The following is a 24755-nucleotide window of genomic DNA, read 5'->3' as shown; positions in this document are numbered from 1 at the left end:
GGCCAGCATCGCTCGCCTGCTCCCCCGTGATGGCGGATTGACCGCAGCACGCGCTGCACCGAGGATCGCGGCATGAACCTGCTCGCGCATGCGCTGCTTGCCGGCGGCGACGACGATGTCCGATTCGGCAGCATGATCGGCGACTTCGTGCGCGGCGCGATCGATCCGGCGCTGCCGGACGGCGTGCGCGGGGGCATCGCGTTGCATCGCGCGGTCGATGCGTACACCGATGCGCATGCCGAAGTGGTTGCCGCGCGCGCGCTGTTCGAGCCGCCGTTTCGCCGCTACGCCGGCATCCTGCTCGATGTCTGGTTCGACCACCTGCTCGCGCGCGACTGGTCGCACCACGTCGACGGCTCGCTGGATGAATTCTCGCGCGAGGTACGGGCGCTGTTGCAACGGCGTGCCGCACAATTGCCATCGCGCATGCACGGCTTCGCCGCGTACCTGCACCGCAACGATCTGCCGGAGGCGTATCGCGAGCGAGCGATGATCGAGGATGTGCTGCGCGGCCTGTCGCAACGCCTGTCGCGCGACAATCCGCTGGCGCATGCCCTGCCCGTGATCGACGCACATGCGGCGCCGATCCGGCGGCATTTCGAGGCGTTTTTCCCCGATTTGCGGGCGCACGCGCAGCGAGAACGTGCGCGGCTCGGCGCCGCCACGTGAAGTCGCCATTACGGAAAACGCCGCCCTCGGCGGCGTTCGTTGCACTCCTACTGCGCGACGCGCGAGGCGATCACGCTGGCGCGCTCTACTTGACCTGCCCGGCAATCCACTCGACTGTCGCCTTGACCTGCGCGTCATTGAGGGCGGGATTGCCGCCACGCGCCGGCATCAGGCCGGCCTTGCCGGTGTAGCCTTCGGTCGCGTGCTTGATGAGGATGTCGATGCCCTGCGCGAGACGTGGCGCCCAGGCGGCCTTGTCGCTGACCTTGGGTGCGCCGCCGGCGCCGGTGTCATGGCAGCTGTGGCAGAGGTTGCCGTAGATGGTCTTGCCGTCGGTGCTGCCGCCGTAGGCGACCTGCGCAGCGGCGGCCTTGGCGGCCGCTTCCTGCGCCGCCTGCATCGCGGCGCGCCCGGTGTCGCCGGCATAGACGCCGCCGACCGGGGCGATTCGTTCGGCCAGCACCTTTGCGGCGTCCGGGTTTCCTTCCGGCGGATGCTTGGAATAGATGTAGGCGCCGAGCGCGATCAGCACCACGGCGACCGCCATCAGGAACGCGATCAGCTGCGCAAAGTGCTTGAGGAAAACCGCATCGGTCTTGGAAACGGGATTGGTCACGGAACCACCTCGACGGGCGCGTCCATACGGGCCGCAGCCCGCCGGACACACAAAAAAGTCCCGCGATTATAGCGGCGCCGCCACCGCCGCGGGAAGCGGCGCGGAGTGGTCGCCGCCACGGGCAGTTCCGCGGCTGGGCCGAACAGGGCCAATCAGTTGGCGCGCTCGAGAGGATTCGAACCTCCGACCACCGCCTTCGGAGGGCGGTACTCTATCCAGCTGAGCTACGAGCGCGTGATGGCGATTGTACATGCATCGCGATTTCACCCGCCGCGCGCACCGCCAGCGAGTTTGCTGTTGCGCATGCCGTAGCCGAAATAGACCAGCAGGCCGAGTCCGACCCAGGCGAGGAACACCATCCAGGTGATCGCCGCAAGCTCGGACAGGAGCCAGATCGAGAACACGATGCCGACCACCGGTACCACCGGCACCCACGGCGTGCGGAACGCGCGCGGCAGGTCCGGCTTGCGCCGGCGCAGGATCAGCACCGCGCCGCAAATCACGATGAACGCGCTCAGTACGCCGATGTTGACCAGCTTGGCCACTTCGCCGAGCGGGAAGAAGCCGGCCACCAGCGCGGTGAACACGCCGAGCGCGAGGGTCGGCCGGTGCGGTGTGCCGTAGCGCGGGTGCACGTTGGCGAACCAGCCCGGCAGCAGGCCGTCGCGCGACAGGGCGAACCAGATGCGCGATGCGGCGAGCATGAACGCGAAGATCACGCTGAGGATGCTCGCCACCGCGGTGGCCGAGATCGCCGCGCCGATCCACTTCATGCCGAGCGCCTGGAACGCCTGCGCGACCGGCGCGTCGTTGCCGAGCTGCGTGTACGACACCATGCCGGTCAGCACCAGCGTGATCGTTATGTAGAGGGCCATCGACACGCCGAGCGAGAGCAGGATCGCGCGCGGCAGGTCGCGCTGCGGGTCCTTCGCTTCTTCCGCTGCAGTGGTCAGCGTGTCGTAGCCGAACACCGCGAAGAACACCACCGCCGCCGCAGTGACGACACCCTGCCAGCCGTAGTGGCCGACACCATCGGCGCCGACGATGCGCTCGGGCACGAACGGATGCCAATTGGCCGGGTCGACATGGAACGCGCCGACCGCGATCACGATCACCACCGCGACGACCTTGACTGCCACGATCAGCGTGTTCGCACGCGCGCCCCATTCGGTGCGCAGGGTCAGCAGCACCGCGACGCCCATGGCAACCAGTGCGGCGATCAGGTTGAACACACGACCTTCGCCGGAATCGGGGGCTCCCTGCAGCGCGACCGGCAGGTGCACGCCGATCACGTCGAGCAGATTCAGCACGTAGCCGGACCAGCCGCTCGCGACCGCGGCGACGATCAGCGCGTATTCGAGCAGCAGGTCCCAGCCGATCAGCCAGGCGATGAGTTCGCCGAGCGTCGCGTAGCTGTAGGTGTAGGCACTGCCGGTGACCGGAATCAGACCCGCGAATTCGGCGTAGCACAGTGCCGCGGCGGCGCTGGCGATGCCGGCGATGATGAACGACAACGCGACCGCCGGACCCGCATTGAGCGCGGCCTGCTGTCCGGCGAGCACGAAGATGCCGACGCCGATGATGCCGCCGAGGCCGATCGCGGTGAGCTGCCACACGCCGAGCACGCGGCGGAAGTCGCGACGCGAACCGAGTTCGGCCTGCAGTTGTTCGATCGGCTTGTGACGCGTCAGTTGCGCGAGCAGGCTCATGCGGCATTCCCCTGGACGGAAGCGTCGATCATAGCCGCAGCACGCAGCGCGACCCTGCGCAGTGCAGCAAGACGGGCCAACTCCGGCTGGAAGGCGCCGCCGTCATCGAGCGGAGACGGCGGCGGGTGGCCCGCGACCGACGAGCCCAGCGTGCGTTCGAGGTCAGTCTGGGTCCGGATCGTCGTCGTCCTGCCAGCCGTACGAGGTGAATCCACCGGCCTGGCGGTATTCAGGAATCGTCTTCGGTGCAGATGGCGCGCGAACCGCGGGCGCGGGCGCGGGCGCGGGGCAGACCGCTCACGTGCACGCGGCCCGCTCGATCGTGCGGCACGGCGGGTCGCCGCCCGCCTCGATCTCCACCAGCATCGCCCGGTCCCGTCCCTCGCGCTTGGCCCGGTAGAGCGCCGCGTCGGCGCGCGCAATCGCGTGCTCGAGATCGCCACCGTCGTCCGGTAGCACCGGATAGGCGATCGCGCCGATCGAGGAGGTGACCATGCGCGATGCGCCAGCCGTCTGCACCGGCTTGCCGGAGAGTTCCTGCAGCAGGCGCGCGAGCAGCTCGGCGGCGCGGGCGCGCTCGACATCGCGCAACAGCAGCAGGAACTCCTCACCGCCCCATCGCAACACGATGTCGCCGGCGCGCGCGATGTGCTGCAGCCGCTGGGCGATCTCGATCAGGACCCTGTCGCCGGCATCATGGCCGCATTCGTCGTTGATGTGCTTGAAATGGTCGATATCGAGCAGCACGACGAGCAGGGCCTGGCCCGGGTGCGCGCGGCGCGCGCGTTGCGCTTCCGCCGGCGCGGCCAGCGCGAAGTAGCGCCGGTTCTTCAGCCCGGTCAGCGGATCGGCCACCGCAGCCTGTTCCAGGCTCGCGTTCGCGGCAGCGAGTTCGCGCGTGCGCAACGCCACTTCCGCCTGCAGTTCGAGCGCGCGCCGGCTCGCGATCTGCAAGCGCCAGCGGCCGATGGCGAGGCCGGTCGCGAGCAGCAGCAACACGATGGCGACTTGCGCCCACGCCCGCTGCCACCAGTGCGCAGCCACCACGAAACGGAATTCCAGGGGTGCCGCGGCGTCGATTCCATCGGCGTCGCGTGACTGCACCTGCAGCTGGTAGTGCCCGGGCGGGAGACGCGGATAGACCGCAGCGGCATCACTGCCCCATGGCCCGAATTCGCGCTCCAGGCCGAGCAGGCGCACGCGATAGCGGCTCGCGTACTCGCGATCGAAGGCGAACAGGCTGTATTCGAAGCGCACGCTGCTGTCGTCGGGCGGCAGTTCCGCATCCATCGCAAGTGGCTGCAGCGCATTGCCGTAGCGTGCCGCGAGCAGGCGCAGGGGCGCGGGTGCACCGACCTGTGTCGAGCGCTCCGGCTGCAACGCCGCGAGACCGGCCGCGCTCGCGCCGAACAGGCGTCCACGATCATCGACCGCGACCGCTCCGATCTCCGGACTGAGCAATCCGGACTCGGCGCCGTAGACCTGACCGGCCTGGTCGCCACCGCCGTCGCGCGTCAACCGCATCACGCCGCGCGATCCGAACACGTACACATCGTTGCCGACCACCCGTACCCGGGTCAGTGCGCCGAGCGAGCGCGCCGCCGGATAGTCGATGCAGGTGCCGTCGTCTTCGAGCCGCCGCAACCCGTTGCGCGAAGCAATCCATACCCGATTGTCGTGCGCGGTCGTTTCGGCATCCAGCGCGAATGGCGCCAGTCCGACGAGGCACGGGACGGCGATTTCGCGCCAACCGCTGCCGTCGAACCGGACGAGGCCGCTCTCGGTCGAAGCCCACAGGTTGTCCTGTTCCCAGGCATCCGGCACGGCGGCCACCGCCAGGCTTGGCACGCCGACTCCGGCCGCGATCCCGGCGACGTTCTCCACGCGGACGAGGCCGTCGCGTGTGGTCCAGCGCGCCAGCCCGTGGCCACTCGCTGCGTACAACTCGTAGGTCCCGTCCCCGACGCGACGCAGTGCGAGCTGGTCGACGGATACGGCCGGCAGGCGCGAATTGTCGGCGCTCAGGTCGAGCTCCAGCGCGTCGCCACGCCAGCGTTGCAAACCGCTGCGATGCGCGATCCAGCGACTGCCGTCGGGCGCATCGACGAGGTCGTAGACGAGCTGCGCGTTGTAGCTGCCGGGCAGCAGCGGCACGAAGCGGCCATCATCCCAGCGCGCCGCACCGCTGGCGGTGCCGGCCCACAGCGTGCGCGTGGGCGCGGACCAGCCGACACCGAGCACGATCCGGTCGGGCAAACCCATGCGCTCGTCGAACAGTGCCCAGCGCTGGCGTTCGACGCGCGCGACACCGGCGGTCATCGTGCCGACCCACAGCGCACCGCGATGGCGTTCGCGCAGCAGGCTGTGCACCGCATTCGACGGCAGGCCGTGGCGGCTGTCGATCAGGCGCCACTCGCCGTCGGCCTGGATCTCGAGCAGGCCGCCGGGTCGCAACGCGACGAACAGGACGGGTCGGCCATCGGCATCGACATCCGCCTGCAGCGCGAACACCATCGCGTTCGGCAGGCCGCGCGAAGCCGTCCATGATTCGACGTGCTTGCCATCGTATCGAGCGAGTCCGCGCCCGCTGCCGATCCACAGATCGCCCTGGTACCGCGTCATCGACAAGCCAACGTTGTTCGGCAGGCCCTGCTCGCGCGTGATCGCGGTTGCGGTGCGCCGCGGCACGGCCGCGTCGATGTCGGCAAGCTGGATCACACCCTCGGTATTGGTGCCCACCCACAGGCGCCAGACGCCTTCGATCGATTCGCCGAACAGGCTGCGCGCACCGGCATCGCCGAGCGCACCGATGCGCTCGCACGCGGTCAGCGCGCAACGAAACAGCCCGCCGGAACCGGCTACCCACATGCGGCCGTCGGGCGCTTCCCAGAACGCATTGATCTCCTCGGCTCCCGGCAACGCGAGCGCTTCCTGCCGCGCACCGTCAACGCGCCACGCGCCGACCGCATCGGTACCGATCCACAGCGCGCCATCGCGCGCCTGGGCCAGCGCGCCGACTGCATAGCCGCGTTCGCCGGTCGGCAATTCGGTGGCGCGCCATTCGCGGCCATCGTAGCGGGCGAGTCCGTGGTTGGTGCCGGCATGGATGTAACCGTCGCGATCCTGCAGCAGTGCGAGCACGCTGTTCTGCGGCAGTCCATCGGCGCTCGTGAAGCTGCGGAATGCGCGCCACTCGAGCGTCGTCGCCGGTTGCATGGGCGAGGCGACCGGCGCCGCGGTGGAAGCGCCGGTGACGAGCAGCAGGGAGAGCCATCCGCATCGCAACATGCGCACCCGATCGTCCTTCGCCAGCGCCTTTGCGCAGTGTGCCTGAATCGCCACCCACTGGACGCGCGCTGAACATTCAGCGGGCGTTTCTTGCCAGTGTCGCGACTCCGTTATCGAATCGGCGGGTCGTGCCACGCGACGTCAATGCAGGAGACATCCCATGCGAACCTTCCCGACCCACATGCTCAAGTCGACCGCCCTCTGCCTTGCCCTGGTCGCCGGCCCCGCGCTGGCGCAACAGGATCTCGAGGCGCAGATGAAGCCGGCCGAGCGTGCCTCCGATTCGCAGGTGGAGCTGCGCAACAATTCCAACTGGGACTTGCGCGAGCTGTATCTGGCGCCGGTCGGCAGCGACCACTGGGGACCGAACCAGATCAGCCGCAGCATCCGTCCCGACGACTCGTTCACCCTCACCGGCATCCGCTGCGACAAGTACGACGTCAAGCTGGTCGACGAGGACAACAGCGAATGCATCGTGCGTGATGTGGCGATGTGCGCGCAGGACAAGGTGTGGCGCATCAACGATCGTTCGCTCGAGCGTTGCCAGCGTCGAACGCAGCGTTGATGCGCGGGCGCCATTGACCTGACGGGAAGCCCGCGTTGCGCGGGCTTCCCGCGGCGCGCGCTCAACGCAGCTTGGTCGCCCGTCGCGCGCTGAGTTCCTCCGGCGGAGCGAAGGTATCCGGCCGCGCGATCGCCCAGAAGCGCTGGAACACCGCGTGCTCGGGTACGCCCGCGAGCAGTTCGCCGGGTTCGAGGAAACGGTAAAGGCTCGCGAGCGAACGCACCTCGTTCGCCGACACGCGACGGATGATGTGCTCGGGCCCGAGTTCGGACGGATGCGCGAGGCCGGCCGCCTGCAGCAGGTCCTGCAGCGCGCGCAGGGTGTTGGCGTGGAAACTCGCGACGCGAGCGGCCTTGTCCGGTACGTCGAGCTTCTTCCAGCGTCCCGGATCCTGCGTCGCGACGCCGGTCGGGCAGCGATCGGTATGGCAACTCTGCGACTGGATGCAACCAAGCGCAAACATGAAGCCGCGCGCGGCATTGCACCAGTCGGCGCCGATGCTGAGCGTGCGCGCGAGATCGACCGCGGTGATCACCTTGCCGCTCGCGCCGATGCGGACGTGTTCGCGCAGGTTGAGGCCGACCAGCGTGTTGTGCACCAGCATCAGCGCCTCGCGCAGCGGAGCGCCGACGTGGTCGGTGAATTCGAGCGGCGCAGCGCCGGTGCCGCCTTCGCCGCCATCGACGACGATGAAATCCGGCAGGATTCCGGTCGTGGTCATCGCCTTGGCAATGCCGAACCATTCCCATGGATGACCGACCGCGAGCTTGAAGCCGGTCGGTTTTCCGCCCGAAAGTTCGCGCAGGCGCGCGACGAAACGCAGCAGGCCTTCGGGCGTGTCGAACGCGGAATGGCGCGACGGCGAGACGCAGTCCTCGCCCATCGGCACGCCGCGCGTGGCCGAGATTTCCGCGCTCACCTTCGGCGCCGGCAGCACGCCGCCGTGGCCCGGCTTGGCGCCCTGCGACAGCTTGACCTCGATCATCTTCACCTGTTCGAGCACGGCCCTTTCGGCGAAGCGCGCCTCGCTGAACACGCCGGCGCGCTCGCACGCGCCGAAGTAGCCCGATCCGAGTTCCCACACGATGTCGCCGCCATTCTCGCGATGGTAGGCCGACAGCGACCCTTCGCCGGTGTCATGGTAGAAACGGCCGCGCCGCGCACCTTCGTTCAAGGCGCGGATCGCGTTCGGCGAGATCGCGCCGAAGCTCATCGCCGATATGTTGAACACGCTGGCCGAGTAGGGTTTCGCGCACTGCGGCCCGCCGACCACGAGGCGGAAGTCATGGTCGGCGATCAGGCTCGGCCGGATCGAATGGTTGACCCACTCGTAGCGCTCGGCATACATGTCGAGTTCGCTGCCGAACGGACGCACATCCGCGGCGTTCTTCGACCGCTGCTTCACCACCGCTCGCTGCACGTGCGAGAACGGCACTTCCTCGTTGTCCGATTCGACCACGTACTGGCGCAGCATCGGCCGCACGTATTCGAAGAAGAAGCGTACGTGGCAGATCAGCGGATAGTTGCGACGCAGGGTCGAGCGCCGTTGCAGCAGATCGACGAAGCCGACCGCGACGAGGATGCCGCTGGTGATCGCAAGCAACTTGACGCCGAGACCGTGGTTCCAGCCCGCCACTGCGAGCGTGCAGGCGAGCAGGCAGGCGAGAAAGGCGAGGTAGCGCGAAGGCAGCCAGTTGTCCATCGCCACTCCGATCGGTTCGCGCGAACGCTCGCACGGGATGCGAGCATAGCCGAGGGATGACGGCGCGGCTGTGGATGCCGGAATGGTTCGATGGCATTTGCGGTTCAGCACACTAGACTTGGCGGATGGACGAAACCCAGCGCCCGAAACCACCCCGCCGCCGCAAGCCACCCACCGAACCGGCGGATGCGGCGACCCCCGGCGCGGAACCACCGAAGCCGCGCACGCGGCGCGCGCCCGCTCGCACAGAAACCGACGCCGGCTCGACGCCGCCGCCACCGGTGACGCCGCGCACGCCGCCGCGGCCGCGCGCGCGCAAGCCGCCGCTCGCCGAATCCACGTCGCCGGCGGGAGCGCCGTCGAACAGCGAGCGAGCGGCCATCCCACCGGCACACGGCGAAACGGCTGGCGCGCAACCCGCACCGCCACCCGAACCCGCGATGATTCCTTCGTTCGCGCGCAAGCCGGCGCCGGGGCCCCCCGAGGCGACCGGCCGACACTTCGGCGCGCTCGCTGCGCGCGATCGAATGGCTGCTCGAGTACCTGCCGCCGGCGCAACATGCGCGCGTGCGCGAGTACCTGGTCCTGATGCGCATGGACCGGCCGGTCGGCGCGTTGCTGCTGCTGTGGCCGACCTGGTGGGCGCTGTGGTTCGCGGCGAACGACTTCCCGCCGCTCGGCCCGCTGGTGATCTTCACACTCGGCGTGTTCGTCATGCGCAGCGCCGGCTGCGTCATCAACGACTACGCCGATCACGGCTGGCTCGACGCCAACGTGGAACGCACGCGCGGGCGGCCGATGGCGGCCGGGCGCGTGACGAAGAAGGAAGCGCTGCTCCTGTTCGGCGGACTGCTTGCGTTCGCGTTCGTGCTGGTGCTGTTCACCAATGCGCTGACGATCAAGCTGTCGTTCGTCGGCGCCGCGCTCGCGGCGGTCTACCCGTTCTCCAAGCGCGTGACGCATCTGGCCCAGGTAGTGCTCGGCGCCGCGTTCGGCTGGTCGATCCCGATGGCGTTCGCCGCCGTCACGAACTCGCTGCCTCCATTGTGCTGGCTGCTGTTCCTCGCCAACGTGCTGTTCTCGGTCGTCTACGACACCGAGTACGCGATGGTCGATCGCGACGACGACCTGCGCGTCGGCGCCAAATCGACCGCGATCCTGTTCGGCGACGCCGACCGGATCATCCTCGGCGTGCTGATGGCGACGTTCCTGCTCGCGATGCTGCTCGCCGGTACGCGGTCCGCGCTGCACTGGCCGTACTTCGTCGGACTTGCCATCGCCGCCGGCCTGTTCGGCTGGCAACAATGGCTCATCCGCGAACGTGCGCGCGACGCCTGCTTCGCCGCATTCCGCAACAACAATCTCGTCGGCCTCGTGCTCTGGCTCGGCCTGCTGTTCGCGCTGGCGATCCGCTGACTCGCCAGGATCGCCTCACCTACACATTCGCCGTGGGCGGCAGCGGCGGCGTCAGCGCCGGTTACGGTCCGAAGGCGCACTTGCGCCTGTGCGGTAGCGGTAGGACGGGTCGAGCGCGTGCAGCGCGAGTCCCGCCGAACGCGCCGCGCCAGCCGGCGGCACGCGCATGGCGCGTACCGCCCTACTCCGCCTCGTGCGCGTTGCGCAGGCGATAGAGCCGCTCGCTGCCGTAGCTCTTGGCGAGCGGCAGCGTGCCGAGGAAGTCGGCGGCGAATTCGTCCACGCCGTGGGCGGCTAGCACGGAGGCGAGTTCCGCGCTGACGTAGATCGAGCCGGGCGGGGCGACCGGCTCGATCCGCGCCGCGCGGATCACGTGCGAGCCGAAATAGTTTTCGCGCCCGATCAATGGATCGAACGCACGGAACACCGGTCCCGTGTGCATGCCGATGCGGATCGCGGTAGCTTGCGGCAGGCCGCGCGCGGTCCAGTCGCTGCGCGCCACCGCATCGCGCAGCAGCAGCGCGAAGCGCGCACCGGCGGCGACGTCGTCGAACTCCATGAACAGGCCGTCGCCCCACGTGTTGACGAATCCCGGCGGCGAGGCGGAGTGCTCGATGATGCCGGCGATGGTGCCCAAGAAATGGGTCATGAACGCGGGCGTGTCCTGCTCGGCGAGGCGGCTGTAGCCGACCATGTCGGCGAACAGCATGGTGCGCACTTCGCGTTGCAGTTTCGGTTCGTTCGGCGTGCTGGCGGGCGCAGGGGGCGACGTCGCGACCTCGGCGGCGGCCGCAACCCCACCGCGCCCACGCAGCACCGACAGGTCGATGCATTCGACCTCGCGTCCGCGCGCGCGCCATTCCGACAACAGGTCGACCGAGCCGCCGGAGCGCCGCTCGGAGGCCTCGTCGACGAGCGCGACCAGCACCGGTTCGGACTCCAGCTCGCGTGCGTGCAACACCGCCGCGCCATGCACGAGCGCGCCCGCGTAGGCGAACAGCGAATCGTCGCCGAGATAATGTTCGCGCACGCCGTAGCCGACGCTGGCGACACGTGCGAGCGCGCGATCGAACCGCGCGGTCCATCGTTCGCCGGCAAACGCGACGCTGGTCGCGACGAAGTCGTCGCGCTCGAACGGCAACACCACATGCACCTCGGCGCCGCGCGCGAGCAGCGCCTCGATGAACAGCAGGTCGCCGCCGCAGGCAGCCGAGCAGTGCGCGAAGCCGATGTTGGCCGCCTCGATGCGCGCGACGAGTTCGCCCGCGACGACCTCCTCCAGTGACAGCGGAAAGCGCGGCGGCGTACGACCGGGCGCATCGAACATGTGGCCAGTGAACGCGGCGACGCGCGGGATCGCCAGCGCCTCGCGCACGGCGGCCGGAATCGCCATGCGCAGTCCGAGCAGGCGCAGCTGCCGACGCATGCTCGCGATGTCGCCGATGCGCGGGCGCGCGGCCGCGACCGCAGCGGCGTAGTGGACCGCCGCGGCTTCCCCGTCGCCGAGCAGAAGAGCCGCCTCGCCGAGCGTCGCTTCGCGCCAATGCAGCGGGATCGTCGCGTCGACGCGCGCGACCGCGCGCACATCCTGCGCGACCGCACGGCTCGCTTCGTCCGCACCGCCGACCAGACGCAACATCGTCGCCGCGTTGATGCCGGGAAACGGATTGCGCGACACGCTCCATGCCTCGCGATAGCGCGCTACCGCCTCGCGACCGGCTTCGTCGCGCGGCGGCCCGTCGCGCAGGCGCGCCCAGCGGTCCTTGGCGATCCGGCCCGCGAGCGACAGCGCATCGATGCGCAGGTCGCCATCGACGCCGTCGTGCAGCACGCCTTCCACCAGCGCCTGCGCCTGGCGGAGCGCACCGATCCGTGCCGCGGCGAGCGCCGCGACGTAGCGCATTTCGACATTGGCCGCGCCAAGCGCGACCGGTTCGCGCAGGATTTCGCTCGCCAGCGTGGCATGACCGAGCGACAGCGCCGCGCGCGCGAAGCCGAGCCGGTCCAGACGCGCGCGGCGCGCCGGATCCGCTTCGGCCGCCTGCCAGGAATCGAGGATCTCGTGCAGGCTCGCGGACGTCATGCACTCGCTCGTTGCAAACGGAAGTGACGGGAGTAGTCTAGACCGGGTCGCATCGGGGAGGGTGTGGTCATGTCGACGCGTACCTTTGGATACTTGCTGGCTGCGTTGTTCGCCAGTGTGGCGATTGATGCGTCCGCAGCGCGTCGCGGCACGCGCATTGACGGCTTCGGTGGCTTCTGGTCGAACCAACTGGCCATCGGCTCGGTGGATTGTCCAGGCACGACCGCCGGAGTGACTGCTGCGGACACGCTGGTCCAGCGCCTCGGCTTCACGTTTTCCGGGCGGGAGGACGCGGCGCACACCGCCTTCACCTATTGCCAGACCGCCAGTCCCGGCGCCCTCACCCAGGCCAACTACACGTATCCCGACGAAGCAGACCTCGCGTCGCTGTTCGGCAACGACCCCAACGCGGTGACCGGCATCCGCTATGGGTTTTTCGATGACGACCCTTTCGGCGGTACGCCAACCGGTTTCCAATGGGCGTTCTACACGTTTCCCAATGGCGTCACGGTCGCATCACTGTACGGCTTCGAGACCCAGACCCTCGATGCGACCTCGTACATCAACGGCCCCGTCGCCGTCTGGAACGGGGCCGCTGGCTACAACGGCGAGTATTTCTGTTTCCGTCCCAACCAGTACATCGGCGCGTGGAACGGCCTGTTGAGCGACACCGCCTCGCCCTGCCTGCAGGCGTTGCAAGCCCCCGCCGCGCCCGGTGCACTCCAGTTCTCCACCGCCAACTACAGCGTCGGCGAGGGCGCGGGCACGGCGACCATCACGGTCACACGCACGGGCGGCAGCGACGGCGCGGTCGGCGTGACCTATGCGACCACCGACGGCACGGCCACGGCCGGCAGCGACTACACCGCGACCAGCGGCAACCTGTCCTGGGCTGCGGGTGATGGCGCGGCCAAGAGCTTCACCGTCGCGATCACCAATGACACCGCGCCCGAAGGCAATGAAACCGTGGCGCTCACGCTGTCAGCGGCGACTGGCGGTGCCACGCTCGGCGCGCCGGCGAGCGCGACCTTGACCATCCTCGATGACGATGCACCCATCGGTGGTGGCGGCGCGACCGCCGCGCCGACACTGGGCGAACTCGCACGCTGGCTGCTGATCACCCTGCTGGTCGTCTGCGCGACGCTCGCGCTGCGGAGGCGGGCGCACTGATCACCTGTCGGCCATAGGAAAAGCGTGTAGCGATTTCGCGCGTAGCGGGGGTAGACCATGTCGCATCGGGCCTTTCGTTGCCTTCTGTTCGCGGCGCTGGGCAGCGTTGCGTTCGATGCAGGAGCGGCTCGGCGCGGGACCCGCATCGACGGCTTCGGAGACTGGGACAAGTTCGCCGTCGGGACCGCCGGCTGTCCCGGCACGACCGCCGGCGGCAACGCCACCGATACGCTGATCCAGAGAATCGGCTACACGTTTTCGGGGCTTGCCAGCACTGCATTTCTCGTCGACGACTACTGCCAGGTCGCACAGCCGAGCGCGCTGACCCAGACGGGCTATTTCTATGCCGACGAACAGGGGCTTGCGAGCCTGTTCGGCGACAACCCCGGCGGTGCGATCACCGGCATCCGCTACTCGATGCTCGACCAGCCGCGCTTCGACTTCACCGCGACCGGGTTCCAGTGGGCGTTCTACTCTTTTCCCAACGGGGTAACCGTGGTCGGCTTGTATGGCCTCGAGGCGACGACGCTCGACGACACGTCATACATCAAGGCCGGCACGACGTTCGTCTGGAAGGGCAGTCAGGGCTACGACGGACAATACTTCTGCTTTCGTGCGAATGCCTACATCGGCAGCTGGAATGGCGAGTTGACCGACACCGGCTCGGCCTGCCTGCAGGCCTTCTCCGACACGATCTTCGAGAATGGTTTCGAATCCTGACGCGGCGGGCGCGTGAACAGCGGGCATGCGCGCTACCGCGCGTTCATCAGCTACAGCCACCGCGACGGCAAACTGGCGCAGAAGCTGCATCGCCGACTGGAGACCTTTTCCGTTCCGCGTGCCTTGCGCGGAGCACGGCCGGATGGAACGCGGATCGATGCGCGCATCGGCGCGATCTTCCGCGACCGCGACGAGCTTGCCTCGGCTGGCAGCCTGAGCCGCAGCATCGAGCAGGCGCTCGACGATTCGGCTGCACTGATCGTCATCTGTTCGCCGGCTGCTGTCGCTTCGCGCTGGGTCGGCGAGGAGATCGCCTACTATCGACGACGACATCCCGAGCGACCTGTTTTCGCTTTCGTGGGCGATGGCGACCCCGGACTCGATCCGCGAACGGACCCCATGCGCGCGGCATTTCCGGCGAATCTCGCCCTGGCCGACGTCGACGACGCGACCGGTCCACTCGGCGAACCGATCGCCGCCGATGCGCGCGCGCAGGGCGATGGCTTCTCGCAGGCCTTCCTCAAGCTCGTCGCCGGGTTGCTTGGGCTTCGCTATGACCAGTTGCGTCAACGCGAACAGCGCCGGCGGCAACGTCGCTGGACGGTGGTTGCTGCGCTGGCCTCGTTGCTCGCCGCGGTCTTCGCCGTGCTCGCGGTGCAAGCCATGCGGGCAAGGAATGTCGCGCGCGAAGCCCAGGCGCGCGCCGAACTGGAGCTGACGTCCGAACAACAGACGCGCGAGTTCCTGTTGTCGGTGTTCCGGCTTTCGGACGCGAGCGAAGCGCGCGGCAACAACGTCACCGTTCGCGAAGTGCTGGACCGCGCCGTCGCAAGAATCGATAGCACCGCGTTTGCGCGCAAGGCCGTCCGCGCGCGCTTTCTCGCCACCATGGGACAGGCCTATGCGAGTCTCGGCCTGACGCATCGCGGCACGGCGCTGCTGCGCCAATCGATTGAGGACGCTCCCGCCAGCGATCCGGAGCTGCTCGCACAGCGTATCGACAGCGGGTTGGAGTTGGCCGATCTGCTCTACAGCATGGGCGAATATGATGAGGCCCTCGCTGCTCTGCAAAAGGCAGACGCGGGCGAGCGCATGAGTTGGCAACAACGCGCTCGCCTCGGCAACGTTCGCGGTGACGTGCTCGCATATTCGGAAAAGGACGCTGACGCCCGTATCGCCTATCAGGCTGCACTGGACAGCGTGCCCACCGGCGCAATCGCGTCGCGCGACGGCGTCCTCGCGCGCAGTCGCAGCCTGGCAGGCTTCGCCTTGCTGGCGCAGTTCGGCGGCGACTACGACAGCGCCATGAGCGGCTACGCTTCGGTGGTTGCTCTGCTCGAGTCCGCCGTCGGCGAGAAGCAACCCGACACGATCAACGCGATCCTCGCGCTCGGATCGAATGCCTACCTGAAGGGTGATCTGGCACGAGCTCGCATCGAGTTCGAGCGCTGCCTCCGCGCAGCTCAGTCCGTGTATGACGCGGGCAGCCCGGTCATCGCCAGCATCGAGAGCAACCTGGGCCGCCTGTTGCTCGAAACAGGGGATGCGGCCGGCGCCGAACCCATGCTGCGCGACGCACTCGCCAGTGATCGCAAGTACATGAGCGAGAATTTCGATGACCTCGCGTACCCGCTGTTCAACCTGGCCGCAGCGCGCTACGCGCAGGGCGACCGCGACGAGGCGAAGCGGCTGCTCGAAGAGGCGGCGCCAATCGCCGACAGGAGCCACCACCGCATGCATGGTCCGATCCTCTCGACGCTCGCGGATCTCGCCTGCAGCGGCAGTGACACCGCGCGTGGCGCCGAACTCGCCGCAAGTGCGGTCACGGTCAGCGCCGAACACGCGGACATCGCACCGTGGTATGCGGCGCAAGCGAAACTGACGCAGGCGTATTGTCAGGCGATGGCCGGCACGGCAGTCGCCAAAGGCGCCGCCGCAGCGCTCGCCGAGCAGCTCGAACACAAATGGGGCGCAGCGAGTCCCTTCACGCGTCGCGCTCGCGCGCAGGTACGGGCGATCGAGGGCGCTGGCCGCCGGTAATGGGCTGTGCTGAGGAGCAGCTCAGCCGTGCGGTTGCGGTGCAGGAGCGGCGGAAACCGCGATGCTTTCCGGGAAAACGGGGTTGAAGCATCGCGGCTTCCGCCGCTCCCACAAGCACCCTTGCGGTCGCTGGTTCCACTGCAGGCAGCATCGCGCTTTTGCTGCGCGCGCCTCACGGCGCCCGCGCCAGGGCCCACGCGTCGACGCGCGCGACGCCGGCGCGGCGCAATGTGAGCGCGGCTTCACGCAGGGTCGCGCCGGTGGTCATGACGTCGTCGAACAACGCGACGTGCGCCGGCAACGCCGCGTCGTCGGAAAGGGCGAACGCGCCGCGCACATTGCGCCGGCGCGCTTTCGCGTCGAGCGCACTTTGCGCATCCGTCGCGCGCGCGCGCACCAGCAGGTCGTGGCGCAACGGGAGGCCGAGTGCGGCGGCCAGCGGCCGCGCGAGTTCGAGCGCCTGGTTGTAGCCGCGCGTGCGCAGGCGGGCGCGGTGCAGCGGAATCGGCACGATTGCATCGGGCAGGGTGGGCGCGTCGATGCCCGCGCGTATGACCAGCAGATGCGAGAGCACGCGGCCGGCGGCGAGGTCGGCGCGGAACTTGAAGCGCGCTTCGAGCAGATCGAGCGGGTGTCCGTAGCGGAACGGTGCCCAGGCCGCGGCGAACGGCGGCGGCACCTTGATGCAGGCGGCGCACAGTGGCGATGTCACCGCGAGCGGCAGGGCGCAGCGTGCGCAGGCAGGCTGGTTGAGGGCGAGATCCTCCGCGCAAGCGCCGCACAGGTCGCGGCCTTCGGCACCGCGCGCTCCGCACAGCAGGCAACGCGCCGGCAGCAGTACACGCAGCGCGCGTGCCGGCCATCCGTCAACCAGAGACGTTCCTTTCAAGTTGACAGCCTCCGTCGCCGCCCCGAGACTTCCACCGAACACGACCCTGCGTCCGCAACTCGACCCACTTTAAGCGAATCCACCTGCCATGACCGCCCTCCGCCACGACTGGACCCGCGACGAACTGCTCGCGCTGCTCGACCTGCCGTTCGCCGACCTGATCGCGCGCGCGCAAGCGGTGCATCGCGAACACCATGATCCGAACGCAGTGCAGGTGTCGACCCTGCTCTCGATCAAGACCGGTGGCTGTCCGGAGGACTGCGCCTACTGCCCGCAGGCGGCGCGCTACGCGACCGGGGTCGAGGCGGAAAAGCTCATGAGCCTCGACGCGGTGCTGGCGAAGGCGCAGGCCGCGAAGGCGGCCGGTGCGACGCGCTTCTGCATGGGCGCGGCATGGCGCTCGCCGAAGGATCGCGACATCCCGAAGGTCGCCGCCATGATCGGCGCGGTGAAATCGCTCGGCATGGAGACCTGCGCCACGCTCGGCATGCTGAGCGATGGCCAGGCGCATGCGCTGAAGGTTGCCGGCCTCGACTACTACAACCACAACCTCGACAGCGCGCCGGAGTTCTACAACGAGATCATCCACACGCGCGAATACCAGGATCGCCTCGATACGCTCGAAAGCGTTCGCGACGCCGGCCTCAAGACCTGTTGCGGCGGCATCGTCGGCATGGGCGAATCCCGCGCGCAGCGTGCCGGCCTGCTGCATGCGCTCGCAAGCTTGCCCGCGCATCCTGATTCGGTGCCGATCAATCGCCTCGTGCAAGTCGCTGGCACGCCGCTGGCGGGAACGAAGGAACTCGATCCGTTCGAGTTCGTGCGCACGATCGCGGCCGCACGCATCGCGATGCCGAAGTCGATGGTGCGCCTGTCGGCCGGGCGCGCCGAGATGAGCGACGAGTTGCAGGCACTGTGCTTCCTCGCCGGCGCGAACTCGATCTTCTACGGCGAGAAGCTGCTAACGACCGGCAACCCCGATGTCGAGCATGACCAGGCGCTGTTCGCGCGCCTCGGCATCCATGCGCTCGAGGTCGAGATCGAACCCGGCACCGTGCATGCCGAGATCCTCGAACCCTGCGCGGCCGAAGCGGCCGCCTGATCGCGGCGCGATGGCAGCAGCGCCGCACTCGCGGCCAGACCTGCTCGCGCGCCTCGCCGCCGCGCAGGCCGAGCGCGGGCGCGCGTCGCTGCTGCGCCGGCTGCGCACGGTCGAGGCCGTCGACGGCGCGACCGTCGTCGTCGATGGTCGGCGCCTCACGAACTTCGCCAGCAACGACTACCTCGGCCTTGCTCAGCATCCGGCCTTGCGGGAGGCGCTCGTGCGCGCCGCCGCCAGCTGGGGCGTGGGTGCGTCGGCTGCGCACCTGCTCGGTGGGCATCGCGATGAACATGCGGCGCTCGAAGTCGCGCTTGCACGCTGGACCGGTCGCGAGCGCGCGCTGCTGTTCTCGACCGGATACATGGCCAACCTCGGCGTCGCATCCGCGCTGCTCGGTGCCGACGATCTCTGCGTGCAGGACAAGCTCAACCACGCGAGCCTGCTCGATGCGGCACGCCTCGCCGACTGCACGCTGAAGCGCTATCTGCATGCGGACATCGCGAGCGCGGCGCGCCAGCTCGAGGCGAGACCCGCGGCCGCCGCGTTGCTCGCGAGCGACGGCGTGTTCAGCATGGACGGCGATGTCGCGCCGCTGCGTGAACTGGCGGCGCTCGCGCGCGCGCAGCACGCGACCCTGATGATCGACGATGCACACGGCCTGGGTGTGCTCGGTCCCGACGGCGCCGGCAGCGTCGCCGAAGCCCGCCTTTCGCAGGACGACGTGCCGGTGCTGATGGGAACGCTCGGCAAGTCGCTTGGCGTCGCCGGCGCGTTCGTCGCCGGCAGTGCGGCACTGATCGACGGCCTCGTCCAATCGGCGCGCACCTTCGTCTACACGACCGCGCTGCCACCGGCGCTCGCTGCGGCGACACGTGCCGCGATCGACATCGCGCGGTTCGAGGGCTGGCGGCGCGATCGCCTCGCGCTGCTGGTCGCGCATTTCCGCGACGGTGCCGCCGCGCGTGGCATTCCTCTGCTCTCCTCGCGCACGCCGATCCAGCCCGTGCTGGTCGGAGACGCGATGGCCGCGCTCGCCTGCTCGCAACGACTCGAAGCCGCCGGCCTGTACGTGCCCGCGATCCGCCCGCCGACCGTGCCGCAAGGACAGGCGCGCCTTCGCGTCGTGCTGTCGGCGCTGCATGCGGAGAGCGATGTCGAGAAGCTGCTCGATGCGCTCGCCGGTACTGCACGATGAACCCGATCGCCGACGAACTGACCGCGCGAAAGGCGGTATGGAGGGCGCTTTCCGACCTTTATCTGGATACGGACTATCGTTCGTTCGCGCGTGCCGCCGCGCGCGAACTCGCGCGGTCGAACTACCCGATGGATCAGTTGCGCACGATCCTGTTCGACGAAGTCCATCCGGCGCTGAGTGCTAATTTGTGCGCGACCGCCGGCGTTTGGGACGGTTTCGACCAGTCCTGGCTTGCCGAGCGCATTCTGCGCAATCGGTGTCGCCCGCGTTGGCTGCGAGCCCGCGGCCGCTGTGGGCGCCGCTATGCACATCATCTCTGGCGGCTGCTCGCACCACGTATCGTCGCTGCACGCCTTTCGATGGATGGGCGTGCCGGGCGCTGAAGCACCGGCCACACGACGGAAACGACATGCATATCGAAACACACGGAAGCGGTCCTGACCTGGTGCTGATCCACGGCTGGGCGATGCACGGTGGTATTTTCGCGCCGTTGCTGGCTGCGCTGGAGCCGCACTTCCGCATCCATCTGGTCGACCTGCCTGGGCATGGCCATAGCCGCGACGAGGCGCATTTCGACATCGCCGACAGCGCGCGCGCGATTGCGGCGGCGACGCCGCGCGCGTTGTGGGTCGGTTGGTCGCTCGGCGGGCTGGTCGCGCTGCGTGCGGCGCTGGATGGTCCCGGGCACGTGCGCGGCATCTGCTTGATCGCATCCAGCCCGCGCTTCGTCGCGGCGCCGGACTGGCCGCACGGCGTTGCCGCAAGTGTGTTCGGCGAGTTCGCGAGCGAACTGCATGCGCGCTATCGGCACGCGATCGAACGCTTTCTTGCGCTCGAAACGATGGGTTCGGTGCATGCGCAGGCCGAACTGCGCGAGCTGAAGAAGCGCGTGTTCGCGCGCGGCGAACCGCGCGTCGAAGCGTTGTGCGACGGGCTTGCCGCGCTCGACAGGTGCGATTTTCGCGATGCACTGGCCGGACTCGCAATGCCGAGCCTGTGGCTCGGTGGCCGACGCGACCGGCTGGTGCCCCCCGGGGCGCTGCAATGGGCTGCCGCGCACGCGCCGCGCGCGCGCCACCTCGAATTCAACAGTGGGCATGCGCCGTTTCTCGAGTTCGCAGCGGCGATCGCCGATGCGCTCGTGGCGTTCGAGACGGAGCAGTCCGCATGAGCGCCGGCCTGGACCGCACGCACATCCGCCGCGCGTTTGGTCGCGCGGCAGCGAGCTATGCCGCGCATGCGGCCTTGCAGGCGGAAGTCGCGACGCGCCTGCGCGAGCACCTCGACGGCATCTCCGACTTTGCACCACGGCGCATCGTCGATGTCGGCTGCGGCCCCGGCGAAGGCTGCGTGGCACTGGCCGCGCGCTACCCGGAGGCTCAGACGATTGCACTCGATCTCGCGCTGCCGATGTTGCAGGTGGGGAGAACGAAGTGGGGCAAGCGCGACGACGACCCCGCGACGCGTTCCGAAAATGAACCTGACCCCTTTGTTGTTCTTTGCGGCGACGCGCAGGCGCTGCCGCTCGCCGATGCCAGCGTCGACCTCGTGCATTCCAGCCTGTGCCTGCAATGGTGCGAGGATCCCGGGCTTGCGCTGGCGGAATTCCGTCGCGTGCTGCGGCCGGACGGCCTGCTGCTGTTCTCGACGTTCGGGCCGGACACGCTGAAGGAACTGCGCGCCGCTTTCGCCGAGGTCGATCGCATGCCGCATGTGAGCCGCTTCATCGACATGCACGACATCGGCGACGGCCTGCTCGCGAGCGGATTCCGCGACCCCGTGCTCGAACGCGACGACTTCACCCTGACCTACGCGGATGCGCGCGACCTCATGCGCGAGCTGCGCGCGATTGGTGCAACCAATGCGGATGCGCGGCGCCAGCGCAGCCTGACCGGCAAGGCGCACCTCGCCGGCGTCATCGCCGCGTACGAGCGCTTCCGCCATGATGGCGTGTTGCCGGCGACCTACGAGGTCGTCTACGCGATCGCGCGCGCTCCCGTGCCCGGCCAGCCCGTGCGCGGACACGGCGGCGATGTCGCGAGTTTCCCGATTGAACGGCTGCGCGGCAGCCGGCGCCGCTGATGCAGGCGCGCGCACGCCAGGCGCTGGTCGCGGTCCTGCTCGGACTTGCCGCCGCGCTCTTCTTCACGTCCACCTACGTGCTCAATCGCGCGATCGCGAACGCTGGCGGGCACTGGGCGTGGTCGGCGTCGCTGCGCTATCTGCTGACGCTGCCGATGCTCGCGCTCGTGCTCTCCGTGCAACGCGGACATGCGCCGGTGTGGCGCGCGTTGCGCGCGCATCCGCTCGCATGGCTGGCATGGAGCGGCATCGGATTCGGGCTGTTCTGTGTCTGCCTGACCTGGGCCGCCGCGTACGCGCCCGCGTGGCTGGTCGCCGGCACGTTCCAGCTCACGGTCATCGCCGGCATGCTGCTCGGGCCGCTGCTGTATCGAGGACGTCGCGCGCGCCTGCCGCGCGCCGCACTCGCGCTCGGTGCCGTCATCGTCGCGGGCGTCGCACTCATGCAGGGCGCGCACTTCGGCGGCCACCTCGATCGCGACGCGTGGTTTGCGCTCGCCGCGGTCGCGGCGTCGGCGGTGCTTTATCCGCTCGGCAACCGCGCCATCCTGCTGCACCTCGAGCGCAGCGGCGAGCCACTCGACGCGACCCAGCGCGTGTTCGGCATGACGCTCGCGAGCCAGCCGTTCTTCTGGCTGGTCGCGGCGGGCGCGTGGCAGGTGGCCGGGCCGCCGCCGATGACGCAGGTGCTGCTGGCCGGTGGCGTCGCGCTGTTCACCGGCACGATCGCGACGATCCTGTTCTTCCGCGCGACCGGCATGGTCCGCAACGATCCCGCCGCACTCGGCGCCGTCGAGGCGATGCAGGCGGCCGAACTGCTGTTCTCGAGCGCGCTGGGTGTCGTACTGCTCGGCGAACCCGCGCCGCACGGCGTCGCCGTACTCGGCGCAGTACTGGTCGTCGCCGGCATCGTCGGGCTCGGCTGGCTCGTCGGCCGCGGCCCGGCGATCGACGCACCGGACGCGGAAGCGGTCGCGACCGATCGCGGCGCGTGAGCGAACGACGCTACTTCGTCAGGATCAGCTTGTCGTTGCGCGTCAGGCGCAGGTGATACTCCTGGCCGGCGTGTTCGATCACGAGTTCACGCTGGCCGGCGAGCAGACGGCCACTGCTGATGCGCGCGGCACGCGGAGGCGCGACGCTGGTGACGCCAGAGGGGTTGGTGTTCTCTGGCAGGGCGGTGTTCGAGTCGAACATGGCGAGCTCCAGTCGATGGGAATCTGATGATAATGATTCGCATTGACGTGTCAAGTCATTGAATCCAAATGTATCCGCTCCTTGCCAAGGGCGGAAGCGGTGTGCGGAGTCCGGTTGGAAAGCCCTTCGACTCCGGCGCTGCGCGTCTGCGCTTGGTTCGAACGGTGTGAGGTGGCGTTGCGCGCCTGCGCCCGGAACGAACGGAGGTGAGGCTCGGAGTTCCATGAATAAGCCGTTCGCGCTGAGCGCAGCGGCCGCAGGACGCGGAGTCGAAGCGTCCTGCGAGTCGCGCTTGCCGTCCTGGCGACCATCGCGCCACCCGACTACACTGCGCACACTCCATCGGGGAGTAGTCGACCGCGGCGAACCGTCGCGGGGCGCGCGTCAACACACTTGGCGGACAACGTCATGGCGCGCGCGACGGATCATCGCGATCCCGTCCGGCAAGACCTTTGGTGCGTGCGGGCAGACCCGGGCCGGGACTGCGCGCGCGTACCATCGCGTCCAGATCCCGGCCCGCTGGAGCTTTCCTTGCAGACCCTGCTCGTTTCGACCGCTGCCGTCGCGATTGCCGAGATCGGCGACAAGACCCAGCTGTTGTCGCTGATCCTTGCCGCGAAGTACCGCCGTCCATGGCCGATCGTGATCGGCATCTTCGTAGCCACGCTGGCCAACCACGCGCTCGCGGGCGCCGCTGGCGCGGTTGTCGCGCAATGGTTCTCGCCGCAGACGCTGCGCTGGATCGTCGCACTGAGTTTCTTCGCGGTCGCCCTGTGGACGCTCAAACCCGACGCGGCCGACGAGGAAGGCGCCGAACGCGGCTCGACCCATGGCGTGCTGGTGGCGACGCTGATCGCGTTCTTCCTGGCCGAGATGGGTGACAAGACCCAGGTCGCGACCGTGGTGCTCGCCGCGCAATACCACCCGCTGTGGCAGGTCGTCGCCGGTACCACGATCGGCATGCTGCTCGCGAACGTGCCGGTGGTCTGGCTCGGCGCACGCTTCGCGTCGCGGCTGCCGCTGAAGGCCGCGCGCATCGCCGCGGCGGTGTTGTTCGCTGCGCTCGGGGCGTGGATCGTGCTCAAGTGACCATCACGCGACGTCGCCGATGTGGGAGCGGCGGAAGCCGGCGCTCCCACAAAACGCGCGTGACGCCCCTTCGCGATGGGGCGGCGGGACTCGCGCCTGGGCTCGATCCGCCCTACAACGCGTCGGCGTCGAGTTCGCCGGTGCGGATGCGCACGACGCGGTCGAGCTGCCAAACGAAGATCTTGCCGTCACCGATCTTGCCGGTGTTCGCCGACTGGCTGATCGCCTCGACCACACGTTCGACCTGCTCGTCGGCGATCGCGACCTCGAGTTTGATCTTGGGCAAGAAATCGACCACGTATTCGGCACCGCGGTACAGCTCGGTATGGCCCTTCTGGCGTCCGAAGCCGCGCACCTCGGTGACCGTGATGCCCTGCACGCCGACCTCGGCGAGCGCCTCGCGCACGTCGTCGAGCTTGAACGGCTTGATGATCGCCATGACCATCTGCATGGCAGCCTCCTTGGGTCGTGTCCGGCGGCGACTATAGCGGATCGACCGGTGTAGGAAATTTCCTACAAGGAGTTCCGAATTCGCCGTCTGGCGCAATCCGCGCGCCCGCGTAGACTGATTCTGGCGGGGAGGCGCGTCGAAGGAACGACGCCGCAGGGAGGCTCCGGCCGGTGGCGGACATTGCGTTCGCCATCGGTCGCCCCCACGGAGCGGGGGGAACAGGTCCCGAACGACCGGAACAGGTCACGGGGCAACCGCAGCAGATCCATCCGCATGCCAGGGTGAACGCATGATCCAGATCCAATCCCTCGATTCGCTTGCCCAGCGTCTTGCCGCGCTGGTGCCGCCAGGACTTCACGAAGCGCGCGCCGATCTCACCGCGACGTTTCGCAGCGCACTGCAGGCTGGCCTGCGCGATCTCGATCTTGTCTCGCGCGAGGAATTCGACGTGCAGCGCTGCGTGCTGCTGCGCACGCGCGAAAAGATCGAGGAACTCGAACAGCAACTGCTCGCGCTGGAACGCGCGCTCGGTATCGACAGTTCGCCGCGACATTAGAAATTTCCGCTCGCTCTGAGCGCAACGCCGACGGCGCGTAGTCGAAGGGCACGGGAATCACGGATGTTTCCGGTGTTTCGACTTCGCGGAACTTCGCTCCGCTGTGCTCAACACGAACGGCCTGGGTTCGAGGTCCGAGTTCAAGTTTTTCGCGACGCAGGTTTTTCGGCTACACATGCGGTGCGACGCCCACGGCGGCAACGGGCGAGTGTGCCG

At 68.7% G+C, this 24755-nt stretch carries 23 protein-coding genes, 1 tRNA gene and 1 riboswitch; of the genes, 14 read left to right on the top strand and 10 right to left on the bottom strand.

The window, feature by feature from the left end:
- The first annotated feature begins 72 nt into the window (after positions 1 to 72).
- The gene (locus ACILRJ_RS02155; protein WP_395679898.1) at positions 73 to 669 is read left to right on the top strand and encodes an ACP phosphodiesterase; all 597 of its coding nucleotides are present in this window, start codon (positions 73 to 75) and stop codon (positions 667 to 669) included.
- Positions 670 to 754: 85 nt separating this feature from the next.
- Here the strand turns inward: ACILRJ_RS02155 and ACILRJ_RS02150 are convergent, their stop codons facing one another.
- The 4 genes from ACILRJ_RS02150 to ACILRJ_RS02135 all read right to left on the bottom strand — a co-directional run bounded on the left by ACILRJ_RS02150 (position 755) and on the right by ACILRJ_RS02135 (position 6282).
- Positions 755 to 1216, bottom strand: coding sequence for a c-type cytochrome (locus ACILRJ_RS02150; RefSeq protein ID WP_395680756.1), 462 nt, complete (start codon positions 1214 to 1216; stop codon positions 755 to 757).
- 226 nt (positions 1217 to 1442) lie between these two features.
- A tRNA-Arg gene (locus ACILRJ_RS02145) sits at positions 1443 to 1519 on the bottom strand.
- 29 nt (positions 1520 to 1548) lie between these two features.
- Complete coding sequence (locus tag ACILRJ_RS02140) at positions 1549 to 2994, bottom strand: amino acid permease (RefSeq protein ID WP_395679896.1); 1446 nt, start codon at positions 2992 to 2994, stop codon at positions 1549 to 1551.
- A 297-nt stretch (positions 2995 to 3291) separates the two neighbouring features.
- Entirely contained in the window at positions 3292 to 6282 is a 2991-nt protein-coding gene (locus tag ACILRJ_RS02135) for a diguanylate cyclase domain-containing protein (RefSeq protein WP_395679894.1), read from the bottom strand.
- Between the two features lie 160 nt (positions 6283 to 6442).
- Here ACILRJ_RS02135 and ACILRJ_RS02130 point away from each other — a divergent pair, with 160 nt between their 5' ends.
- Positions 6443 to 6847 (top strand): hypothetical protein, encoded by a 405-nt coding sequence (locus ACILRJ_RS02130; protein WP_395679892.1) that lies wholly within the window; start codon positions 6443 to 6445, stop codon positions 6845 to 6847.
- Positions 6848 to 6908: 61 nt separating this feature from the next.
- Here the strand turns inward: ACILRJ_RS02130 and ACILRJ_RS02125 are convergent, their stop codons facing one another.
- Together ACILRJ_RS02125 and ACILRJ_RS02120 are read right to left on the bottom strand one after the other, a co-directional pair.
- A complete protein-coding gene (locus tag ACILRJ_RS02125; RefSeq protein ID WP_395679890.1) occupies positions 6909 to 8549 on the bottom strand; it encodes an FMN-binding glutamate synthase family protein in 1641 nt (546 codons plus the stop codon).
- Between the two features lie 112 nt (positions 8550 to 8661).
- Positions 8662 to 8931: a hypothetical protein gene (locus tag ACILRJ_RS02120; RefSeq protein ID WP_395679888.1), complete on the bottom strand. Its 270-nt coding sequence runs from the start codon at positions 8929 to 8931 to the stop codon at positions 8662 to 8664.
- A gap of 185 nt (positions 8932 to 9116) precedes the next feature.
- Between ACILRJ_RS02120 and ubiA the strand changes: the two genes are divergently transcribed.
- Positions 9117 to 9965 carry a 4-hydroxybenzoate octaprenyltransferase gene (ubiA, locus tag ACILRJ_RS02115; RefSeq protein WP_395679886.1) on the top strand — a complete coding sequence of 283 codons (849 nt, stop codon included), beginning with the start codon at positions 9117 to 9119 and terminating at the stop codon, positions 9963 to 9965.
- 181 nt (positions 9966 to 10146) lie between these two features.
- Here the strand turns inward: ubiA and ACILRJ_RS02110 are convergent, their stop codons facing one another.
- Complete coding sequence (locus ACILRJ_RS02110; RefSeq protein WP_395679884.1) at positions 10147 to 12048, bottom strand: TRAFs-binding domain-containing protein; 1902 nt, start codon at positions 12046 to 12048, stop codon at positions 10147 to 10149.
- A 69-nt stretch (positions 12049 to 12117) separates the two neighbouring features.
- Between ACILRJ_RS02110 and ACILRJ_RS02105 the strand changes: the two genes are divergently transcribed.
- From ACILRJ_RS02105 to ACILRJ_RS02095, 3 genes are read left to right on the top strand one after another with little or no spacing between them, the layout of a single operon-like run.
- Positions 12118 to 13218, top strand: coding sequence for a Calx-beta domain-containing protein (locus ACILRJ_RS02105; protein ID WP_395679882.1), 1101 nt, complete (start codon positions 12118 to 12120; stop codon positions 13216 to 13218).
- A gap of 57 nt (positions 13219 to 13275) precedes the next feature.
- Positions 13276 to 13938: a hypothetical protein gene (locus ACILRJ_RS02100; RefSeq protein ID WP_395679880.1), complete on the top strand. Its 663-nt coding sequence runs from the start codon at positions 13276 to 13278 to the stop codon at positions 13936 to 13938.
- 12 nt (positions 13939 to 13950) lie between these two features.
- Positions 13951 to 15978, top strand: a complete 2028-nt coding sequence (locus tag ACILRJ_RS02095) for a tetratricopeptide repeat protein (RefSeq protein WP_395679878.1) — start codon at positions 13951 to 13953, stop codon at positions 15976 to 15978.
- 172 nt (positions 15979 to 16150) lie between these two features.
- Here the strand turns inward: ACILRJ_RS02095 and ACILRJ_RS02090 are convergent, their stop codons facing one another.
- Positions 16151 to 16867 (bottom strand): ComF family protein, encoded by a 717-nt coding sequence (locus tag ACILRJ_RS02090; protein ID WP_395679876.1) that lies wholly within the window; start codon positions 16865 to 16867, stop codon positions 16151 to 16153.
- A gap of 88 nt (positions 16868 to 16955) precedes the next feature.
- Between ACILRJ_RS02090 and bioB the strand changes: the two genes are divergently transcribed.
- From bioB to ACILRJ_RS02060, 6 genes are read left to right on the top strand one after another with little or no spacing between them, the layout of a single operon-like run.
- A complete protein-coding gene (gene bioB / locus ACILRJ_RS02085) occupies positions 16956 to 17969 on the top strand; it encodes a biotin synthase BioB (protein WP_395679874.1) in 1014 nt (337 codons plus the stop codon).
- The gene (gene bioF / locus ACILRJ_RS02080) at positions 17857 to 19164 is read left to right on the top strand and encodes an 8-amino-7-oxononanoate synthase (RefSeq protein WP_395679872.1); all 1308 of its coding nucleotides are present in this window, start codon (positions 17857 to 17859) and stop codon (positions 19162 to 19164) included. The genes bioB and bioF overlap by 113 nt, the downstream gene beginning before the upstream one ends.
- Positions 19161 to 19547 carry a hypothetical protein gene (locus ACILRJ_RS02075; protein WP_395679870.1) on the top strand — a complete coding sequence of 129 codons (387 nt, stop codon included), beginning with the start codon at positions 19161 to 19163 and terminating at the stop codon, positions 19545 to 19547. Before bioF ends, ACILRJ_RS02075 begins: the two co-directional genes overlap by 4 nt.
- Positions 19548 to 19573: 26 nt before the next feature.
- A complete protein-coding gene (gene bioH, locus ACILRJ_RS02070; protein ID WP_395679868.1) occupies positions 19574 to 20335 on the top strand; it encodes a pimeloyl-ACP methyl ester esterase BioH in 762 nt (253 codons plus the stop codon).
- Positions 20332 to 21246, top strand: coding sequence for a malonyl-ACP O-methyltransferase BioC (gene bioC, locus ACILRJ_RS02065; RefSeq protein WP_395679867.1), 915 nt, complete (start codon positions 20332 to 20334; stop codon positions 21244 to 21246). Before bioH ends, bioC begins: the two co-directional genes overlap by 4 nt.
- Positions 21246 to 22241: a multidrug resistance efflux transporter family protein gene (locus ACILRJ_RS02060; protein ID WP_395679865.1), complete on the top strand. Its 996-nt coding sequence runs from the start codon at positions 21246 to 21248 to the stop codon at positions 22239 to 22241. Before bioC ends, ACILRJ_RS02060 begins: the two co-directional genes overlap by 1 nt.
- A gap of 10 nt (positions 22242 to 22251) precedes the next feature.
- On the opposite strand, the gene hemP is transcribed toward ACILRJ_RS02060, so the two are convergent.
- A complete protein-coding gene (gene hemP, locus ACILRJ_RS02055) occupies positions 22252 to 22443 on the bottom strand; it encodes a hemin uptake protein HemP (protein ID WP_395679863.1) in 192 nt (63 codons plus the stop codon).
- Positions 22444 to 22775: 332 nt separating this feature from the next.
- A riboswitch (yybP-ykoY riboswitch) is annotated at positions 22776 to 22884 on the top strand.
- A gap of 90 nt (positions 22885 to 22974) precedes the next feature.
- Here hemP and ACILRJ_RS02050 point away from each other — a divergent pair.
- Positions 22975 to 23532, top strand: coding sequence for a TMEM165/GDT1 family protein (locus ACILRJ_RS02050; RefSeq protein ID WP_395679861.1), 558 nt, complete (start codon positions 22975 to 22977; stop codon positions 23530 to 23532).
- A gap of 112 nt (positions 23533 to 23644) precedes the next feature.
- Here the strand turns inward: ACILRJ_RS02050 and glnK are convergent, their stop codons facing one another.
- On the bottom strand, positions 23645 to 23983 hold the full coding sequence (gene glnK, locus ACILRJ_RS02045; RefSeq protein WP_395679859.1) for a P-II family nitrogen regulator: 339 nt from the start codon (positions 23981 to 23983) through the stop codon (positions 23645 to 23647).
- A gap of 289 nt (positions 23984 to 24272) precedes the next feature.
- On the opposite strand from glnK, the gene ACILRJ_RS02040 reads away from it, so the two are divergent.
- A complete protein-coding gene (locus ACILRJ_RS02040) occupies positions 24273 to 24539 on the top strand; it encodes an accessory factor UbiK family protein (RefSeq protein WP_395679857.1) in 267 nt (88 codons plus the stop codon).
- The last annotated feature ends 216 nt before the right edge of the window (positions 24540 to 24755 follow it).

This window comes from Dokdonella sp. (assembly GCF_044227025.1).
Taxonomy (GTDB): domain Bacteria; phylum Pseudomonadota; class Gammaproteobacteria; order Xanthomonadales; family Rhodanobacteraceae; genus Dokdonella_A.
Note: the sequence above shows the minus strand (reverse complement) of the source record. Positions and strands in the feature narration are given on the sequence as shown.

Bases quoted from the DNA above. Each gene is read 5' to 3' on its own strand.
- ACILRJ_RS02155 (WP_395679898.1), top strand. From the start codon at position 73: ATGAACCTGCTCGCGCATGCGCTGCTTGCCGGCGGCGACGACGATGTC.
- ACILRJ_RS02130 (WP_395679892.1), top strand. From the start codon at position 6,443: ATGCGAACCTTCCCGACCCACATGCTCAAGTCGACCGCCCTCTGCCTT.
- ACILRJ_RS02140 (WP_395679896.1), bottom strand. From the start codon at position 2,994: ATGAGCCTGCTCGCGCAACTGACGCGTCACAAGCCGATCGAACAACTG.
- ACILRJ_RS02125 (WP_395679890.1), bottom strand. From the start codon at position 8,549: ATGGACAACTGGCTGCCTTCGCGCTACCTCGCCTTTCTCGCCTGCCTG.
- bioF (WP_395679872.1), top strand. From the start codon at position 17,857: ATGACCAGGCGCTGTTCGCGCGCCTCGGCATCCATGCGCTCGAGGTCG.
- ACILRJ_RS02150 (WP_395680756.1), bottom strand. From the start codon at position 1,216: ATGGCGGTCGCCGTGGTGCTGATCGCGCTCGGCGCCTACATCTATTCC.
- ACILRJ_RS02110 (WP_395679884.1), bottom strand. From the start codon at position 12,048: ATGACGTCCGCGAGCCTGCACGAGATCCTCGATTCCTGGCAGGCGGCC.
- ACILRJ_RS02100 (WP_395679880.1), top strand. From the start codon at position 13,276: ATGTCGCATCGGGCCTTTCGTTGCCTTCTGTTCGCGGCGCTGGGCAGC.
- ACILRJ_RS02060 (WP_395679865.1), top strand. From the start codon at position 21,246: ATGCAGGCGCGCGCACGCCAGGCGCTGGTCGCGGTCCTGCTCGGACTT.
- hemP (WP_395679863.1), bottom strand. From the start codon at position 22,443: ATGTTCGACTCGAACACCGCCCTGCCAGAGAACACCAACCCCTCTGGC.
- glnK (WP_395679859.1), bottom strand. From the start codon at position 23,983: ATGCAGATGGTCATGGCGATCATCAAGCCGTTCAAGCTCGACGACGTG.
- ACILRJ_RS02075 (WP_395679870.1), top strand. From the start codon at position 19,161: ATGAACCCGATCGCCGACGAACTGACCGCGCGAAAGGCGGTATGGAGG.
- ACILRJ_RS02120 (WP_395679888.1), bottom strand. From the start codon at position 8,931: ATGGCCGCTCGCTCGCTGTTCGACGGCGCTCCCGCCGGCGACGTGGAT.
- ACILRJ_RS02105 (WP_395679882.1), top strand. From the start codon at position 12,118: ATGTCGACGCGTACCTTTGGATACTTGCTGGCTGCGTTGTTCGCCAGT.
- bioH (WP_395679868.1), top strand. From the start codon at position 19,574: ATGCATATCGAAACACACGGAAGCGGTCCTGACCTGGTGCTGATCCAC.
- bioC (WP_395679867.1), top strand. From the start codon at position 20,332: ATGAGCGCCGGCCTGGACCGCACGCACATCCGCCGCGCGTTTGGTCGC.
- ACILRJ_RS02135 (WP_395679894.1), bottom strand. From the start codon at position 6,282: ATGTTGCGATGCGGATGGCTCTCCCTGCTGCTCGTCACCGGCGCTTCC.
- ACILRJ_RS02040 (WP_395679857.1), top strand. From the start codon at position 24,273: ATGATCCAGATCCAATCCCTCGATTCGCTTGCCCAGCGTCTTGCCGCG.
- bioB (WP_395679874.1), top strand. From the start codon at position 16,956: ATGACCGCCCTCCGCCACGACTGGACCCGCGACGAACTGCTCGCGCTG.